This window comes from Empedobacter sp. UBA5036 (genome assembly GCF_002415215.1).
GTDB classification, from domain to species: domain Bacteria; phylum Bacteroidota; class Bacteroidia; order Flavobacteriales; family Weeksellaceae; genus Empedobacter; species Empedobacter falsenii_B.
Map to the genome: position 1 here is coordinate 13,141 of NZ_DICC01000066.1, position 17,477 is coordinate 30,617.

A 17,477-nucleotide genomic window follows, 5' to 3' on the forward strand; every position below is an offset into this window, starting at 1 on the left:
GAATTTTATGTATTCTTTTTGATTATGCGTTTAACATAACTGGCATAACTAGCATTAAGATTTCTTCGCCATCTTCTAGTCCATCAACTGGTTTGATGATTCCTGCACGATTCGGTTCAGACATTTCTAATGTTATTTCTTCTGATTGTAAATTGTTCAACATTTCGATTAAGAAACGAGAATTGAAACCGATTTGTAAATCAGTTCCGTTGTAATCACAAGGAAGTCTTTCTTCTGCTTTGTTTGCAAAATCGATATCTTCAGCAGAAATTGTCAATGAATTTCCAACTAATTTTAATCGAACTTGGTTTGTTGTTTTGTTAGAGAAAATTGCCACACGTTTCAAAGATGTCAAGAATAAGTTTCTGTTAATCGTTAATACATTTGGATTTTCTTTTGGAATTACCGCTTCATAATTAGGATATTTACCATCAATCAAACGACAAGTTAACACGATGTTTTGGAATGAAAAACGTGTATTTGTATTGTTATATTCGATTGTTACATCGTCATTATTTCCTCCTAAAATATTTTTCAATAAGTTAAGTGGTTTTTTCGGCATAATATATTCAGCAGCTTGTAAATTGTCTAAGCCATTGCGAGTATATTTTACCAAACGATGCGCATCTGTAGCAACAAAACGGAAAATATCTGCATTTGCTTGGAAGAAGACTCCTGTCATAATTGGACGTAATTCGTCGTTTCCTGTCGCAAAAATAGTTTTGATAATTGCTTCTGATAAAATGCTTGCACTAAGTGTTGTAGAGCTTGCGTCTTCGATATCTGGCGTTTGAGGATATTCGTTTGCGTCTTCGAATGCTAACTGATAATTTCCTTGTTCTGAAACAATTTCCAACGTATTTCCTTCTTTTTGGATAAAAGTAAGCGGTTGCGCAGGGAAAGTTTTCAACGTGTCAGTTAAGATTTTTGATGGAATTGCAATTTTTCCATTATCATTAGACTCAACTTCTAAAGTTGTTGAAATTGTTGTTTCTAAATCAGAACCAGTGATAGTTAATTGGCTACCATCCAATTCGAATAAAAAATTATCAAGGATTGGTAAAGTATTATTAGAGTTAATAACCCCTCCGATTAAGTTAACATTTTTTAATAACGTGTTGCTCGATACAATAAATTTCATATGAAGAATATTTCCTTAAAATATCTAACAAATGTAATAAATAATCAAGTAAAAAACTCAAACCTATACATTAAATATTATATAGAATAGCTTGTTGTTGATTATCAAATAGAAAGATGATTGTAAATTGATTGTTATTATTTGTTTAAATTTTCTTTGAATTAAAAACTTTTCACCCGTAAATTTGTCTTGTATATCGAGACTTTTAACAAATCTTTTTGACCAAATCTCATCCAAAAAGATTAATTTGAATTTAAAATACTATTCTATGAAAATTGAATTGAATTTAGAAGGAAAAAATGGAGTTTTTATACTTCTTGATGAGAATAATAAAGAAGTTGGTGAATTAACTTTTATGCTGAAAGAAGAACAAATGTTGATTAATCATACAGGTGTTAATCCCGAATTGAGAGGACAAGGTTTGGCCGAAAAGTTAGTGTTAGAAGCTGTAGATTACGCAAGAAAAAATCAGTTGAAAATCATTCCATTTTGTAGTTATGTGAGCGTTTATGTTGGTAAACATCCAGAAGTACAAGATGTAATTTAGAAAATTATGAATTTAGAAAAAGTTTTTGAACACAACCAAGAGTGGGTAAATAAACGTTTAGAGCAAGACGAGCAATATTTTGATAAGCTTTCGGCTGGTCAAAATCCAGAAGTGCTTTATATTGGCTGTTCGGATAGTCGTGTGACGGCAGAAGAGTTGTTGGGAGCAGAGCCAGGAGAGGTTTTTGTACACCGCAATATAGCGAATATGGTAATTAGTTTGGATATGAATACCACTTCTGTTTTAGACTATGCGGTAGAACACCTAAAAGTGAAACATATTGTAGTTTGTGGACATTATAATTGTGGTGGGATTAAATCTGCTATGCTTCCGAAAGATTTAGGAATTATGAATCCTTGGTTACGTAATATTCGTGATGTTTATCGTTTACATTCAGAAGAATTGAATGCAATCGAAAACGAAGGAATGCGTTACAACCGTTTGGTAGAGTTAAATGTACAAGAACAATGTGTCAATGTGGTAAAAAATCCTTTCGTGCAACGTGCAATGGAAAATGGATTAGAAGTGCACGGTTGGGTGTTTGATTTGTTTACAGGAAAATTAATTGATTTGAATTTAAACTTCGATACAATCTTAGAAAATATCAAAGAAATTTACGATATCAACGAATAAATTTAACATTTTGTTATATCTGGTATAATAATTGTTCTTAAGACTGTTAACCAAACTATATCAATGATTAACAACCGTTGGATAAAAAAAATAGGTATCGCATTAATTTCAATTATTGCGGTACTTTTTATTTTAAGTTTTTACATCTCCTATTTTCTGAATGATCGACTTCCAAAAATCATTGCAGAAAAAAACGATACCGCTTATAATCTGACTTACGAAGATTTGAGCTTTTCTATTTTTAATTCGTCTTTATCACTAAAAAATGTTGAAGTTTCTCCAAAAGATTCGTTGTTAATAAAGGATTCGATTGACGCAACAGGAAAAGTGAAAGAAATAAATGTTGTCGGTATCAATTTTATAAAATTAATTACCAAAAAAGAAGTTGCAGCATATTCAATCAACATCAATAATCCTTCTGTAAATTATTATCTCAAAGAGAAAAAAGATTCGATCAAAAAAGATACAGCACAATCCAAAGTTGGGCAAAGTATAGATGTTTCCAATGTGAATATCAACAATGGCGAGTTTAATTTGTATTCTCAATCAGGAAAGAAACATATAGCAAATGTTTCTAATTTTTCGATCGATTTTGATGGCGTTCGTTTCAATGAGCGAACAGCGGACAAAAAAATTCCGTTCAGATATTCTGCTTTTGATATCAAATTAGATTCGATGTTTTTTGTGGTAAAAGATCAACAATTGATTAGAGCACGAAAAGTTCGTTTTAATGAAACTGATTTTGAGTTGGATAATTTCTTGATGAAACCGCTTAAAATGAACGGAAAAATGTACGTTCCAAACGATTCTGAAAATGATTTATTGGATATTGAATCACCACTTCTTTCGCTTTCTAAGATGGATTGGGGATTTACTTCAGAAGATAAATTATATTTTAAAACAGATTTAATCAAATTCAAAAATCCAAAAATTGCCATTATTTCTGCCAAACCTGAGAATAAAGTTGAGAAACAATCAACTAAAAAAGTAAGCATAAAAACGGAAGATGCGGAGTTAATTAATATCAAAAAATTACAAATAGAAAATGGTAAAATTCGTTCACTCTTCTCGAATGCAAAAACGGTAAAATATGCAATAAATAATGTGGCGTTAAATATCGAAGGAATAAAAATGAATGCGTTGACACGCACAAATGATATTCCGATTGATTATAAAACTTTCCGTATTAAGTTGGATTCGATGTATTATCGATTGAATGAAATGCACACGTTAACAGCATCTAATTTTGATTTAACTGAAAAGAAATTGATTCTGAAAAATTTCAAAATGAAACCATTAATTTCAAAAAATCAATTTAATCGAAATTATACAAAATCAAACACATTATTAGATGTCGAAGCGCCAATTTTGACGTTGAATAATAACAGTTGGGGAATCAAAAATGGTGATTTTTATTTTCATACCAATTCAATCAAATTGGATGAGGTAAATGTGAAAATCATCGATCAAAAGAATGAAAAAGTTATTGCGAAGAAAGTTGAAAAAGCAACAGAAAAGTTCTTGATTAATTTTAACCTTGGAATTGATACAATTCAAATCAAGCAATCGCGTTTTATAGCTTCTCAAAAATTTGATTTCAATAATGTTAATTTGACGGTTTTAGGATTGAAAAATGATTATGGGAAAGAACTTCGAATCAATCAGGTTATTTTCAAAAATCCAAAATTTACAATTTATGGACAGCCAAGACGAGTGGCGCAACGCGAAGGAAAAACGTCAAAAGAATTTAACGATGTTATAAAAGTCGATAAAATTTCGTTGGTAAATGGACATTTAGATGTGATTCCTTATCAACAAAAAACGCCGAATTTAACATTGAAGCAAATTCAGTTAGCGTTTAATCAAATTAATGTTGATCCAAAAACAATTCAAGAAGCGATTCCTTTTTCTTATAAATCTGTATTACTGAAATCTTCGGGAATCGATTTTGATTTAGGAAAAATATATAAGATGACTACTGGAGCTTTGCAGTTTCAGAATGGAAATTTGACGTTAAATCAATTAAAATTGACACCAAAACTTACTCGAAAAGCATATACTGCATCTTTGCAAAAACAAGCTGATTTGTATACTGTTTCTGTGAAACAATTGCAAGGAAACGGTATACAATGGGGAATTTCGCCTTCAAAAGATTTTTTCTTGAAAGCGAATCAAATAAAATTGAACCAGCTTTATGCAAATATTTATAGAAGTTTGGTTCCACCTGATGACACAAAACGTAAAACAATGTTTTCACAAAAATTACGTGAAATGAAATTCGATTTAGGGGTGAAACAGTTGCAATTGGTCAACTCTAAATTAGAATATGAAGAGGAAACGGCTAAAAGTATTGGAACAGGAAAATTGACGTTTTCGTCGATAAATGCAAGGGTTAAAAATGTCAATTCGGGTTATCGTAAAAAATCGTTACCAGATGTAAATGTTGATTGGCGTTCAGAATTTATGAATGGAGATTTGCGCGCAAATTGGACGTTTAATCCAATGAATCGTTCAGAGAAATTTAATATCAATGGTTCTATTTCAAAACTTCCTGCAAAAAACCTTGATCCTTTTGTGAAACCATATCTTAAGGTTTCTGTAGACGGATTTTTCAATCAAATAAAATTTAATTTTGATGGAAATGATAAAGTTGCTGGAGGAAATTTTGGAATAGATTATCAAAATTTGAAAGTGAATGTTTTGCGTGATGATGGTTCGAAAAGGAAATTATTATCAGCAGTTGGAAATGCAGCGGTAAAGAATGATTCTCGTGGAAAAATGAAAGAAGAAAAAGTAGAAAATATCGAACGAAAACAGGATAAATCATTTTTTAATTTCTTTTTAGCTTGTATCTTAGACGGTCTTAAAAAAGCACTTTTAATTATTTAAGAAAATGAAAAGAACAGTCTTCATAACCGGAGCAACATCTGGCATAGGAATGGCGACAGCAAAGAAATTAGCACCAAATTATCGTTTAATTTTGTGTGGGCGTCGTCAAGAACGATTAGATGAAATTCAGGCAGAATTGAGTCAAATTACGGAAGTTAAAACCATTCAATTTGATGTTCGAGACAAGGAAGCTGTTTTTAATGCAGTAGAAAGTTTAGAAAATGAGTGGAAAAATATTGATGTTTTAATCAATAATGCGGGAAATGCGCACGGATTAGCACCTTTTGATACAGCTGATTTGGAGGATTTGGAAGCAATGATTGATATCAATGTAAAAGGATTAATTTACGTTTCGAAAGCAATTATTCCAATTCTTAAACAATCATCAAATGCGCATATCATCAACCTTTCTTCGATTGCGGGAAAAGAAGTTTATCCAAATGGAGGAACATATTGTGCGTCGAAAGCGGCGGTAGAATCGTTGAGCAAAGGAATGCGTTATGATTTGTTACCTTACGGAATCAAAGTTTCCAATATTGCGCCAGGAGCGGTAGAAACAGAATTTTCTTTGGTTCGTTTCAAAGGAAATCAAGAACTTTCGGATAATGTATACAAAGGTTTTGAACCATTGGCTGGAGAGGATATTGCAAATGCAATAGAGTATTTGTTGCAACAACCAGAACATGTACAAATTGCTGATGTTACAATTTTTCCAAAAGCGCAAGCTGGAGGAACTGTTTTCTTGAAAAAATAATCTATTTCGAAAAATTGATGTTGATAAATAAGGACGGAAGTAAAATTCGCTTTTTAACGGAAAATGCAAATGCGAAAGTTTTTAAAAATGTGTTGATGAGTATTAACAGCGATGATCAACAAATGTACATGATTATGGATGGTGAAATTACGGCATCCGAAATGAACAAAATGGTAAAAGAATCTAATAAATAATAAAAAAGCTGAGCATCGCTCAGCTTTTCTATTTCAATATTTTTTCATAACAAACACTTTCTTCGATGTCTTTGTATTGATCGTAATTTTCGATTCTTGTGTAATCACATCGTTCATACAACGCGATTGCTTCGGGTTGTTTCAATCCGGTTTCCAAAATACATCGTTCATAATTTAATTCGATTGCCCAATTTTCTAACTCATTCAGAACTTTAGCTGCAATTCTATTTCCTCTAAAATCAGGATTTACATACATTCTTTTCACTTCCATCGTTGTATCAGAATAATGTTTTATAGCGCCACAACCAACAGGATTTTCGTTTAAATAGGCGATAGCAACGTGATTTATTTTGTCAACTTTATTGTATTGCGAAAAGAAAGAATGAAATTCGCCATTTCTTATCGCTAAATCTTTATCTAATTCTGTTACCAATTCTTGAAAATCTTTGTTAGAAGAATTTGTTCGAATGATTTTTACTGAATTCATTTTATTGCTTTTCCTCAAATTTAATAAAACTTAAGTTTTTTTTGTAACGCTAAATTCTATTTTGTTCTGCAGTTTTTTCCGCTTGTTTCGCTTCTTTTACTTTCTGGTTTCCGAAATTGTATTTCAAATTCAACATAAAATATTGTGTATCGCGATAATCTTTGAAATATTGATTTTGGTTTGCGTATTTCGTAGAAATCGTATTGCGATCAGTTTTAAAAATATCATTGAAAACCAAACCAATTTCAAAACGTTTATCCCATATTTTTTTGTTTAAAATCAAATATGTATTTTGAGAAGAACTAATATCAAATGAAGCTTGAATAGCTGGGGAATTATAATGATATCCTGTCGAAATATTAAATGTTTTTGCTTTGTCTAAATCCAATTGCGTGCTCAATGAAAGGTGATAAAAAAAGACATCGTTTTTGTATTGCAGATTATCTGGACCAAAATAATAGTTTTGATTATATTCTCCCATCGCAAATAAATTCAGTTTCCACCACGATTTTAGATTGAAATTTTTCGAAAGATTAGCTCCAAAAGCTTCTCCATTTTTGATGTTAGTAAAATGATAAACCGTTTCAAAAGTTTCAGGATTTTGAATAGAAATTTCCATCGCTGGATTTTTCTCGTATCGATAATAGGCTTCGAAATTCCAATCTTTCAAGGTGTAGGATAAACTCAAATTGTGGATAATAGTAGAAATCGCATTGGCATCGCCCTGAAAATAAGAAAATAGATTGTAATATGATTTCGAAGGATTCAAGAAATTATAATTAGGTCTATCAATTCTTTTTCCATAATTCAAACCAATTTGTCCAGCATTTTCAAAATTATACATAACGTATAAAGTTGGAAAAAGATCGGTGTTTGTTCGTTTATTTTGGCTAATTGGATTATCAGAAATCGTATTTATAAGAGCTGTTTCAGATCTCAAACCAGCTTTTGCTTCCCATTTTTTCCATTTGTAATTTCCAGAAATATACAACGCAAAAATCTGTTCTTTGTAATCAAAAATATTACTTTTTTCGGGTTGATATTCGATTTGATTTTGAATCGACTCAAAGAAATCTAAATCATTATCATTCTTCACAAAACTATATTTCGCTCCAGCTTCCAAACCATAATTTTCTTCGATCAAACTATAATCAATTTGTGTAGAAAATAGATTCAATTTTTGAAGTGCCGCGCTCAAAAAACGATTTTCTTCATAAGGTTTATCCTTGAAATTCAATTTTGTTAAAACATCTTGATTTTCTTTGTAATAACGATGACTAAAATTGTTGCTCCATGTCAAATTATGTTGCCCGAATTTTTTATCATAAACCAAATACGTATTAAAATTATTCGAAGCTTCGCGACGATGATTTTGTGTTTTGTAAAATGATTCAAGTTGATTATTTGTTGTATTGTAAATATTTGTTGGAACGTTATAATTCCCAATTGAAGCAGGATTTCTAGAACCATTTATTCCAAACTGAAAATTCTGTAAACTATCAATTGAATATTGAGAAGCAAAGTTGTAAATATGTTGTTGTTTCGCAACTGTTCGACGAATCATGTCACTTTCCCAGCGTGTCTGATCTTTTTCATAAGTTGTTACATCAAAATTCTTGCGAACATATTTTCCATTCACAAAATAATAACTTCCTGTCAATTGCCATTTTTCTGTATTGTAAGATTGGGTAGTACCCAGCATTCCTTTGCTATAAATAGATTGATGATAACGTGTCGCAATTTGTCCTTTGTAACCAGAAAGCACATTTTTCTTCATTTTAATATTTATAATCGCGCTTCCAGAAGCTTCATATTTTGCAGGCGGATTGGTAATGACTTCAACCGAAGAAACTGTTGCACCATCAGTATTTTCCAACAATTGTTTCAAATCATCTTGGGACATTAATGTTTTTTTATCATTAATTGTGACTAAAATTTGCGTATTTCCTCTCACACTTAACTGTTCATTTTTTAGAAGAACATTTGGCGTGTTTTTCACGATATCCCAAGCACTTAAATTTTGCAAAGGCGTATTTTCGACATTAAATTCTATTCGATCAATTTTTCGTTTCAACAAAGGTTTTTGACTAGAAAAAACAACGTCTTTTAAGTTAATTGTTTCATCTTTTTGAAGCGTAATAATCAAAGAATTTTCTGAGTTGGCTTGATATGTCTTTTCAAATTCTTGGTAACCAAATTCTTTAATGTAAATTGTAAATGATTGTGCTTGATGAAGCTCAAAATTAAATTCGCCATTTTCATTCGATTCAGCTACAATTGGATCTTGTGAAGGAATTTCAACTTCAATTGAACTATTTTTGATTGGTTGATTTTGCTCATCGATAATTTTTCCAGAAATAATTTGTGCAAAAATTAAATTTGGAAGTAGCAGAAAAAATGTTATTACTATTTTCATGGTTCAGATTTTTAACAAATCTCTTTCAAGTTTCGATTTTACTTGGTTAATGAACGGTTAACGATGAGTTAATGTGTAATTTATGTGCGAAAACAATGTATTTTTGAATTGATGGAAAGCTTATGAAATTATCTAAAAAACATTATACATTTATTTTCTCTTTTGCATTGATCGTTTTGGTTGCATTGCAAGGGTATTATATCTACAATTTGTATCGATTGATTGAGAAAGATATGAATAAAGAGGCGTGTGAAATTGGAGTTAAAGTGATGAATTTTATGTCAAAATATGAAACAGATTCTAATGATGATAAGATTTTAGATTATTTCAAAAAACTGAATCATGATGAAAAAAAACAGTTTGATGAATTACAAATAATTCGAACGAAAGTAGATTATAATTATGAGATTTATACGCCAATTGTAGATTCTCTATTAGACGTTTATTCTAAGGAAAATAATTTTGAAATAGCACTTCGTACAGATGTTTATTCGGTTTATGATGAATTGAATCATAAAGAACTATTGCCAAAGAAAAAGTATGTGATTTACGAAACGACAAATAAAATTGCGAAACCAACTAATATTAATCAAAGTGTTTGGTCATCGGATGATATTAGTAATCAAACAGATTCTGATTTAGGAATTAATAAAAATGAACGCCATAAATATAAAATTAGAGGAAAGACAGATTTTGAATTGCTGAATTTGAAATTTTTAATTCTCAAGAAAATTATTCCTTTAATCATTGTGAGTTTGTTGATTGTTGGATTAATTGTCTTTTTGTATTGGAAAAGTCTTAAAAATTTATCGAAACAAGAAGAAAAAATCAATCAATTACATTTGACAATAGACTCTATTGCGCATGAATTGAATACGCCAATTACGACGATGAAATTTGCTTTGCATCAAGTTCAACATCCAGAAACGCAACAAATGATGAACAGACAAATTAATCGTTTGGAGCAAACTGTTGATTCTATTTTTGTAAAAAATGACGAAAATTCTGAATTGTTAGATGAGGTTATTTTGAATGAAATTATCCAAAAGATTCAACTTCAATATCCAGAAATTAAACTTATTAATCAAAGTATTTTCGAGAAAAATAATGTACTGAAAACAAACGATTTTAAACAAATTGCTCAGAATTTAATTGAAAATTCAGTCAAATATGGAGCTACTGAAATTGTATTAGATTTTAAATTTCAAAAAAAAATAACATTGAATTTTTCGGATAATGGAATTGGAATTCCAACCAATGATTTGCCTCTTATTTTTGATAAATATTATCGTGTGAATCGTTCTATTAACCAAAATGTAAGCGGTTTGGGTGTTGGATTATTTTTGGTCAAGAATACAATCGAACGATATTTAGGAACAATTAACGTTCAGAATAATAAAGACAAAGGTGTTCAATTTTTAATCATTTTGCCGAATGAAAACTAAATTAATTTTAGTAGAAGATGATCAAGATTTGGGAACTGTTCTCAAACAATATCTAGAATTTTCTGATTTTGAAGTGACTTGGTTTGATCATCCACAAAAACTATTGAAGGAAATAGAATCGTTGGAATCAGCTCAATTAATCATTTTTGATGTCATGTTACCCGAAATTGATGGTTTTTCTTTGGCGAAAAAATTAGCCGAAACCATTACAATTCCATATTTATTTTTGACTGCTAAGGCGCAAAGTTTTGATCGTGTTTTAGGTTTGAAATTAGGTGCAGATGATTATATCACAAAACCTTGCGATCCTGAAGAATTGGTCTTGCGAATAAAAAATATTTTGAAGCGAAATCAACCTGTTTTAGAAGAATTGATTAAAATTGGAGCTTATGTTTTTCTTCCAAATCAATTGCAATTATCTTATCAAGAAGAAAAATTTCAGTTAACAGAAAAAGAAGCAGAATTGTTGAGTTTCTTGATTCAGAATAATCAAAAATTAGTGAGTCGTAAAGAGATTTTAGAAAAAATTTGGGGTGAAAACGATTATTTTATGGGTAGAAGTTTGGATGTTTTTATGACACGTTTGCGCAAATATTTTCAGAACGACGAAATGATAAAATTTGAATCTGTTCGAGGTATTGGTTTTAAAATTAATTTTCCACTCTAAAAAAATAAAGCTGAACAGAAGTCCAGCTTTAATAACAAACAATTGAATTCTAAATTCAGTAAAGGGAACCGAATTTTATAAATGGATTTTTATATTCCTTGAGCAATCATAGCATCGGCAACTTTTACGAAACCAGCTATATTAGCGCCTTTGTAATAATTTATATTTTCTTGAAATTCACCTTTTCCATATTTTTTACATTGGTGATGAATTTTTATCATAATTTCTTTTAATCGATAATCTACTTTTTCTCTGTTCCAATTTTGACGGATCGAATTTTGAGACATTTCCAATCCAGAAGTTGCAACACCACCAGCATTCGCAGCTTTTCCAGGACCGTATAAAATTTGATGATCCAAAAAATAATGAACCGCTTCGGGAGTTGTTGGCATATTAGCACCTTCGGCAACCAATTTGCAACCATTGAGATGTAAAGTTTGCGCATCTTGTAAATCCAATTCGTTTTGTGTTGCACATGGCAAAGCTATATCACAAGGAACTTTCCAAGGATTTTGGTCGGAGAAAAATTTAGCGTTTGGATAATAATCAACATACTTTGAAATTCTATCGTAATCATCATTCTTAATTTTGAAAATGACATTTAGTTTTTCTGTATCAAAACCGTCTTCATCATAAATATATCCAGAAGAATCAGAAAGTGTAACCACTTTTGCGCCTAATTCCAGAGACTTTTCAGCAGCATATTGTGCAACATTTCCAGAACCAGAAATAGAAACTGTTTTTCCTTTTAAGGTTTCTTTTTTTTCGGCTAACATACATTCTACAAAATATAATAAACCATAACCAGTAGCTTCTGGGCGAATCAAAGAGCCACCATATTCTAATCCTTTTCCAGTTAAAACACCTGTAAATTCGTTTCGCATTCGTTTGTATTGACCAAATAAATAACCAATTTCTCGTCCTCCAACGCCAATATCACCAGCAGGAACATCGACATCTGCACCAATATGACGAGATAATTCGCTCATAAAAGATTGGCAGAAGCGCATAATTTCCATGTCGGATTTTCCTTTTGGATCAAAATCAGAACCACCTTTTCCGCCACCCATAGGTAAAGTTGTCAAGCTGTTTTTGAAAACTTGTTCAAAAGCTAAGAATTTAAGAATAGAAAGATTAACAGATGGATGAAAGCGCAAACCACCTTTATAAGGACCAATCGCAGAATTCATTTGTACACGATAACCTTTGTTGATTTGGATTTCGCCTTTATCATCAACCCAAGTTACTCTAAATTGAATAATACGTTCTGGTTCTGCAATTCTTTCAAGAATTTTGAACTTTTTGTATTTAGGGTTTTCTTCTACAAATGGTAAAATGGTTTCGGAAACTTCTTCAACTGCTTGTAAAAATTCTTTTTCGTTAGGGTTTTTTGATTTAATTCTTTGAATGAATTTTTCTGAGTAAAATAAAGTATCCATGCTATTTGTGTTTTATTGTTGATAAAATTATAATAAATAACAAATAAAATAATATATTTTTTAAATCAAACTTTTAATATTTATGAATTTGATAATTTCGAATACTTAGAATATATAGGTTGATAATTTTTGAAACAAAAAAAGCAGGAAAATTTCCTGCTTAATAAATTTTGTATTTTTATTCAGTTTAAGACAAGACTTATTTTTTGAAAAATCCACCCAATAAACTCATGGCATCTCCAATTCCTAATTGTCCATCACCATCCTGATCTAACAATTTTTCGAAACCTCCTAAATTTACTCCGCTTTGGTTTGTTTGAGTTGTAGAACCACCAACTAAACCGCCTAATAAACCAGCAATCCCATTTGAATCTAATCCAGCAGATTGTTTTTGTTTACCCAAGTAGCCCATTACAATTGGCGCAACTAACGCTAAAATTTGAGTAACTTGTGCTGTATTCAATCCAGATTGTTGAGAAATTGCAGATTCTACATTTTGTTGTTTATTTCCTAAAACGTGACCTAAAATTCCTAATCCATCTTGTTGGTTTCCTCCTTGACCTAAAAATCCAGAAAGATTATCCAAAATACTCCCGTCATGTTGATTCAAAGCATTCGAAATTCCTTCAGCACCTCCGCCTTGTGCATTTTTATTTAAAGCAGACAATAAAAAAGGTACAGCTGCTGCAACAGCAGTTTGAGCTTGAGATTCATTAATCCCTAATTGTTTTGCAGCAGAACCAACAATTTGTTGTCCCATTGCTCCTTGAATTAAATTAGTAAAGTCCATAAGTTTATATTATTTACTCAAATATACTATTTTTAAAAGATTAATTCAGATTAATATTAAGAGTCCTACAAAGTATTTCTATTTTTGTACAATCAATTTTGTAAATGAAACAAATAAATCTTTTTTTAGTAATCATTATTGCGGTTTTGGCTTTATTACCAATCGTTTTACCGAATCGTTTCGACGAAGAAATGCAATATGAATTTGATGCACCTGTTGGTTTGGTGTACGACGAATTTTATAATCTTCGTCAATTCTCGAAATGGCAACAATTTACAGCTTCGGATTCTTTGACAATCAAGAAATTTTCGAATACAAAAGAAGAGGACGAAAATTATATGATATGGGATTCAGAAGATGCTTCAATTGCTTCAGGAAAAGTAACGATTGAAAATTTTTCGATTAATCGTTTCGTTAATTATACGATAAAATATGATGGTTGGGAAAAATTAGATAGTTTGAATGTCAAATTTGAACAACAAGAAAATGGGAAAACAACTGCAAAATTGAATTATTTAAGTCAAGAAATTCCTTATTTCTACCGCTATTTTGCTTTTTTCAAAAATCCTGAATCTAAATTTGAAAAATCTTTGGATAACCTAAATCAAAAAGTGAAAGTTAGATTAGATAAGGATCAAAAAGAAGGACGATTGAATTATGGTGAATATCGAATTGTAGAATTAGGTCGAACAAATTTATTAGCGATTCGTAAACAATCAAGTTTAGCGGAAAAAGATATAATGGATAAAGTAGATGGTGCTTTTGAGGTGATTTATAAATCGTTAATGAATAAAGATGAAGGTGGTTTTGATTTCGATTTAGGTTTCCCATATGTCTATTTTACTGATTTTGATAAAGAAAAAGATAAGACAACATTTTTTGCTGGAATACAATTAATAGAAGATTTGCCTTTACAAAAAGAGATGAAAAAAGTGGTTGTTCCTGGTGGAGATTATTTGTTAACATTGCATTTAGGACCTCGTTCTAAACGTGCGCAAACAATCGAGAAAATGAAGAATTATGCAAAATCTAAAAAATTACAATTGGATACAAAACAATTAGAAATTATGTTAAATGATCCGAAGGAAACAGATAGTTTAAAACTAATTTCTCGAATTTATATACCAATTAAAAAACAATAAATACTTAAGAATTAACAATTTTTAAAGTACACTTAGCCACAGTAATGTGGCTTTTTTTGTATTTTTGCAACTTCTTACAAACGAACATGGACAAAGATTTTATTGAAGTTTACGGTGCACGTGAACATAATCTAAAAAATATTGATGTAAAGATTCCTAGAAATGAACTTGTGGTAATTACGGGTTTAAGTGGAAGTGGGAAATCTTCGTTGGCTTTTGATACGATTTATGCAGAAGGACAACGTCGTTATATCGAAACTTTTTCGGCTTATGCACGTCAATTTTTGGGAGGTTTAGAACGTCCAGATGTTGATAAAATTGATGGTTTGTCGCCTGTTATTGCAATTGAGCAAAAAACGACCAATAAAAATCCGCGTTCTACTGTTGGTACAATTACAGAAATTTATGATTTTCTTCGTTTGTTGTATGCGCGTGCTTCTACGGCTTTCTCTGTTGAAACAAACGAACAAATGATTGCTTACACAGAAGAGCAAATCATTGAGTTGATCCGTGCACAATACAGCGGAAAGAAAATTGCAATTTTAGCACCAATTGTACGTTCAAGAAAAGGTCATTATCGAGAGGTTTTTGTGACATATTCTAAAAAAGGTTTTCTTGAAATGCGTATTGATGGCGAGTTGAAAGATATTGCACCAGGAATGATGTTAGATCGTTACAAAACGCATGATATTGAATTGATGGTGGATAAAATGTTGCTGAATGATAAGGTGAATGATCAACGTTTGCGTTCAAGTATCGATCATGCAATGCATCAAGGAAATGGAATTACGATGATTTTGGATTACGAAACCAATGAAACCAAATTCTTTTCTCGTTCATTAATGTGTCCATCGACAGGAATGTCATATGCGTTGCCAGAACCGAATACATTTTCGTTCAATTCGCCAAAAGGAGCTTGTCCAACTTGTACAGGTTTAGGCGAGTTGAAAGTGGTTAATCACGAAAAATTATTTCAAGATAGCGAAAAATCGTTGTTTGATAATTTGGAAGAATTATTTGAAGCGCTAAAATCATCTTCTCGAATAGAAAAACAATTGGAAGCGATTTTTGTCAAACATAATGTAGACCAAAAAGTAGCATTCAAAAAACTTCCTCAAGCATTAATTGATGATGTAATGAATGGTTTGAAAGAAACTTTGAATGTCGATCTTAAATTTGCATCAGTCAAAAAAACATATAAAATCGATTTTGAAGGATTGAATGAATTTCTTTCTGAAATAATGGAAGATAAAAATAATCCGTCTTCAAGTTCGATTAGCAAAAAGTTTGGTAAGAAAGTTATTTGTCCAACTTGCGAAGGAAAACGTCTTAAAAAAGAATCTCTTTTCTTCCGAATTGACAATAAAAATATAGGTGAAGTTGCAGAAATGGATCTTCAATCGTTGCAAAAATGGATTGAAAATGCGCCAGTTTCGATGACGTCGAATCAACAACAAATTGCGCACGAGATTCTGAAAGAAATTTATACGCGTTTATCTTTTTTATTAGATGTCGGATTAGATTATTTGAGTCTTAATCGTTCTTCGAAAACACTTTCTGGAGGCGAGGCACAGCGAATTCGTTTGGCAACGCAAATTGGTTCTCAATTGGTGAATGTGTTGTATATTTTAGATGAGCCAAGTATTGGTTTGCATCAACGCGATAATGTCAGATTGATAGATTCGTTAAAGAAATTACGCGATATCGGAAATTCAGTTTTGGTTGTAGAACATGATAAAGACATGATTTTGGAATCAGATTATGTGGTTGATGTTGGACCAAAAGCAGGAAAAAATGGTGGTCAAATTGTTTGGGAAGGTGAACCAGAACAAATGTTAAAATCAAATACATTAACATCAAAATACTTAAACAATCAGTTACAAATCGAAGTTCCAAAAGAACGAAGAAAAGGTAATGGATTAGAATTGAAACTTTTTGGAGCATCTGGAAACAACCTGAAAAATGTAAATCTTACCATTCCTTTAGGAGAGTTGGTTGTAGTTTCGGGTGTTTCAGGTTCTGGAAAATCAACGTTGATTAATGAAACATTATACAGAATTCTGAATCAACATTTCTTTAGAGCAGAAAAAGATCCAATGCCTTATAAAAAAATCGAAGGTTTAGAGCATTTGGATAAAGTAATCGAAGTGGATCAGTCGCCAATTGGTCGTACGCCTCGTTCTAATCCCGCGACTTATACGGGAATTTTCTCTGATATTCGTACGTTGTTTACAAATTTACCTGAAGCCAAAATTAGAGGTTACAAGCCTGGACGTTTTTCATTTAATGTAAAAGGTGGACGTTGTGAAACTTGTCAGGGAGCAGGTTTGCGTGTGATTGAAATGAATTTTTTACCAGATATTCATGTCGAATGTGAAACATGTAATGGTAAACGTTTTAACCGCGAAACGTTGGAGGTTCGCTACAAAGGAAAATCGATTTCGGATGTGTTAGAAATGACGGTAAATGAAGCGGTAGAATTCTTTGAAGCAATTCCGAAAATATATCGTTATGTCAAAATGTTGCAAGATGTAGGTTTGGGTTACATCACGCTTGGTCAGCAGTCTACAACATTGAGTGGAGGAGAGGCGCAACGTGTGAAATTAGCAACAGAATTAGCCAAAAAACAAACAGGAAAAACAATTTATATTTTAGATGAACCCACAACAGGTTTGCATTTTGAAGATGTAAATGTGTTGATGAAAGTAATCAATAAAATTGTAGAATTTGGAAATACTGTTATCATTATCGAACATAATTTGGATGTGATAAAATTAGCTGATTATGTGATTGATATTGGTCCAGACGGAGGGAGTAAAGGTGGAAAAATTGTGGCAGAAGGAACGCCAGAAGAAATCATTAAGAATCCGAAAAGTGTAACAGGAAAATTCTTAAAAGACGAATTGAAATAAATAAAAAAAGTCCATCTAACA

General features: G+C 31.3%; 14 protein-coding genes. 9 read left to right on the forward strand and 5 right to left on the reverse strand.

Translation table 11 applies throughout. From position 1 onward, the window contains the following. Positions 1 to 22: 22 nt before the first annotated feature. Positions 23 to 1,141, reverse strand: coding sequence for a DNA polymerase III subunit beta (gene dnaN / locus B4J88_RS12450; protein WP_038337242.1), 1,119 nt, complete (start codon positions 1,139 to 1,141; stop codon positions 23 to 25). A gap of 268 nt (positions 1,142 to 1,409) precedes the next feature. On the opposite strand from dnaN, the gene B4J88_RS12455 reads away from it, so the two are divergent. The 5 genes from B4J88_RS12455 to B4J88_RS12475 all read left to right on the forward strand — a co-directional run bounded on the left by B4J88_RS12455 (position 1,410) and on the right by B4J88_RS12475 (position 6,158). After that, on the forward strand, positions 1,410 to 1,688 hold the full coding sequence (locus tag B4J88_RS12455) for a GNAT family N-acetyltransferase (RefSeq protein ID WP_038337243.1): 279 nt from the start codon (positions 1,410 to 1,412) through the stop codon (positions 1,686 to 1,688). Between the two features lie 6 nt (positions 1,689 to 1,694). Beyond that, positions 1,695 to 2,321 carry a carbonic anhydrase gene (locus tag B4J88_RS12460; RefSeq protein WP_114999136.1) on the forward strand — a complete coding sequence of 209 codons (627 nt, stop codon included), beginning with the start codon at positions 1,695 to 1,697 and terminating at the stop codon, positions 2,319 to 2,321. 63 nt (positions 2,322 to 2,384) lie between these two features. Beyond that, the gene (locus tag B4J88_RS12465) at positions 2,385 to 5,210 is read left to right on the forward strand and encodes a hypothetical protein (protein WP_291067773.1); all 2,826 of its coding nucleotides are present in this window, start codon (positions 2,385 to 2,387) and stop codon (positions 5,208 to 5,210) included. A 4-nt stretch (positions 5,211 to 5,214) separates the two neighbouring features. Continuing rightward, the gene (locus tag B4J88_RS12470) at positions 5,215 to 5,964 is read left to right on the forward strand and encodes an SDR family NAD(P)-dependent oxidoreductase (RefSeq protein ID WP_219034947.1); all 750 of its coding nucleotides are present in this window, start codon (positions 5,215 to 5,217) and stop codon (positions 5,962 to 5,964) included. Between the two features lie 17 nt (positions 5,965 to 5,981). Next, positions 5,982 to 6,158, forward strand: coding sequence for a hypothetical protein (locus B4J88_RS12475; RefSeq protein ID WP_280050146.1), 177 nt, complete (start codon positions 5,982 to 5,984; stop codon positions 6,156 to 6,158). A 28-nt stretch (positions 6,159 to 6,186) separates the two neighbouring features. Here B4J88_RS12475 and B4J88_RS12480 read toward each other — a convergent pair whose 3' ends face one another. Together B4J88_RS12480 and B4J88_RS12485 are read right to left on the reverse strand one after the other, a co-directional pair. Continuing rightward, the gene (locus tag B4J88_RS12480) at positions 6,187 to 6,645 is read right to left on the reverse strand and encodes a GNAT family N-acetyltransferase (protein ID WP_280051796.1); all 459 of its coding nucleotides are present in this window, start codon (positions 6,643 to 6,645) and stop codon (positions 6,187 to 6,189) included. A gap of 49 nt (positions 6,646 to 6,694) precedes the next feature. Then, positions 6,695 to 9,061: an outer membrane beta-barrel family protein gene (locus B4J88_RS12485; protein ID WP_280051797.1), complete on the reverse strand. Its 2,367-nt coding sequence runs from the start codon at positions 9,059 to 9,061 to the stop codon at positions 6,695 to 6,697. Between the two features lie 122 nt (positions 9,062 to 9,183). Here B4J88_RS12485 and B4J88_RS12490 point away from each other — a divergent pair, with 122 nt between their 5' ends. Continuing rightward, complete coding sequence (locus B4J88_RS12490; RefSeq protein WP_125350246.1) at positions 9,184 to 10,506, forward strand: sensor histidine kinase; 1,323 nt, start codon at positions 9,184 to 9,186, stop codon at positions 10,504 to 10,506. Next, positions 10,496 to 11,173 carry a response regulator transcription factor gene (locus B4J88_RS12495; RefSeq protein WP_125350247.1) on the forward strand — a complete coding sequence of 226 codons (678 nt, stop codon included), beginning with the start codon at positions 10,496 to 10,498 and terminating at the stop codon, positions 11,171 to 11,173. Before B4J88_RS12490 ends, B4J88_RS12495 begins: the two co-directional genes overlap by 11 nt. Before the next feature lie 89 nt (positions 11,174 to 11,262). Here B4J88_RS12495 and gdhA read toward each other — a convergent pair whose 3' ends face one another. Together gdhA and B4J88_RS12505 are read right to left on the reverse strand one after the other, a co-directional pair. Next, positions 11,263 to 12,612: an NADP-specific glutamate dehydrogenase gene (gene gdhA, locus B4J88_RS12500; RefSeq protein ID WP_221854634.1), complete on the reverse strand. Its 1,350-nt coding sequence runs from the start codon at positions 12,610 to 12,612 to the stop codon at positions 11,263 to 11,265. A gap of 199 nt (positions 12,613 to 12,811) precedes the next feature. Next, positions 12,812 to 13,402 carry a DUF937 domain-containing protein gene (locus B4J88_RS12505; RefSeq protein WP_180905983.1) on the reverse strand — a complete coding sequence of 197 codons (591 nt, stop codon included), beginning with the start codon at positions 13,400 to 13,402 and terminating at the stop codon, positions 12,812 to 12,814. 104 nt (positions 13,403 to 13,506) lie between these two features. Here B4J88_RS12505 and B4J88_RS12510 point away from each other — a divergent pair, with 104 nt between their 5' ends. Together B4J88_RS12510 and uvrA are read left to right on the forward strand one after the other, a co-directional pair. Further along, positions 13,507 to 14,544, forward strand: coding sequence for a GyrI-like domain-containing protein (locus B4J88_RS12510; protein WP_219034942.1), 1,038 nt, complete (start codon positions 13,507 to 13,509; stop codon positions 14,542 to 14,544). Between the two features lie 86 nt (positions 14,545 to 14,630). After that, the gene (gene uvrA, locus B4J88_RS12515) at positions 14,631 to 17,456 is read left to right on the forward strand and encodes an excinuclease ABC subunit UvrA (RefSeq protein WP_291067774.1); all 2,826 of its coding nucleotides are present in this window, start codon (positions 14,631 to 14,633) and stop codon (positions 17,454 to 17,456) included. The last annotated feature ends 21 nt before the right edge of the window (positions 17,457 to 17,477 follow it).

Excerpts from the sequence above, each read along its gene's own strand:
- B4J88_RS12470 (WP_219034947.1), top strand. The coding sequence starts at position 5,215 with ATGAAAAGAACAGTCTTCATAACCGGAGCAACATCTGGCATAGGAATG.
- uvrA (WP_291067774.1), top strand. The coding sequence starts at position 14,631 with ATGGACAAAGATTTTATTGAAGTTTACGGTGCACGTGAACATAATCTA.
- B4J88_RS12495 (WP_125350247.1), top strand. The coding sequence starts at position 10,496 with ATGAAAACTAAATTAATTTTAGTAGAAGATGATCAAGATTTGGGAACT.
- B4J88_RS12510 (WP_219034942.1), top strand. The coding sequence starts at position 13,507 with ATGAAACAAATAAATCTTTTTTTAGTAATCATTATTGCGGTTTTGGCT.
- B4J88_RS12475 (WP_280050146.1), top strand. The coding sequence starts at position 5,982 with ATGTTGATAAATAAGGACGGAAGTAAAATTCGCTTTTTAACGGAAAAT.
- B4J88_RS12460 (WP_114999136.1), top strand. The coding sequence starts at position 1,695 with ATGAATTTAGAAAAAGTTTTTGAACACAACCAAGAGTGGGTAAATAAA.
- B4J88_RS12455 (WP_038337243.1), top strand. The coding sequence starts at position 1,410 with ATGAAAATTGAATTGAATTTAGAAGGAAAAAATGGAGTTTTTATACTT.
- B4J88_RS12485 (WP_280051797.1), bottom strand. The coding sequence starts at position 9,061 with ATGAAAATAGTAATAACATTTTTTCTGCTACTTCCAAATTTAATTTTT.
- B4J88_RS12465 (WP_291067773.1), top strand. The coding sequence starts at position 2,385 with ATGATTAACAACCGTTGGATAAAAAAAATAGGTATCGCATTAATTTCA.
- gdhA (WP_221854634.1), bottom strand. The coding sequence starts at position 12,612 with ATGGATACTTTATTTTACTCAGAAAAATTCATTCAAAGAATTAAATCA.
- B4J88_RS12490 (WP_125350246.1), top strand. The coding sequence starts at position 9,184 with ATGAAATTATCTAAAAAACATTATACATTTATTTTCTCTTTTGCATTG.
- B4J88_RS12480 (WP_280051796.1), bottom strand. The coding sequence starts at position 6,645 with ATGAATTCAGTAAAAATCATTCGAACAAATTCTTCTAACAAAGATTTT.
- B4J88_RS12505 (WP_180905983.1), bottom strand. The coding sequence starts at position 13,402 with ATGGACTTTACTAATTTAATTCAAGGAGCAATGGGACAACAAATTGTT.
- dnaN (WP_038337242.1), bottom strand. The coding sequence starts at position 1,141 with ATGAAATTTATTGTATCGAGCAACACGTTATTAAAAAATGTTAACTTA.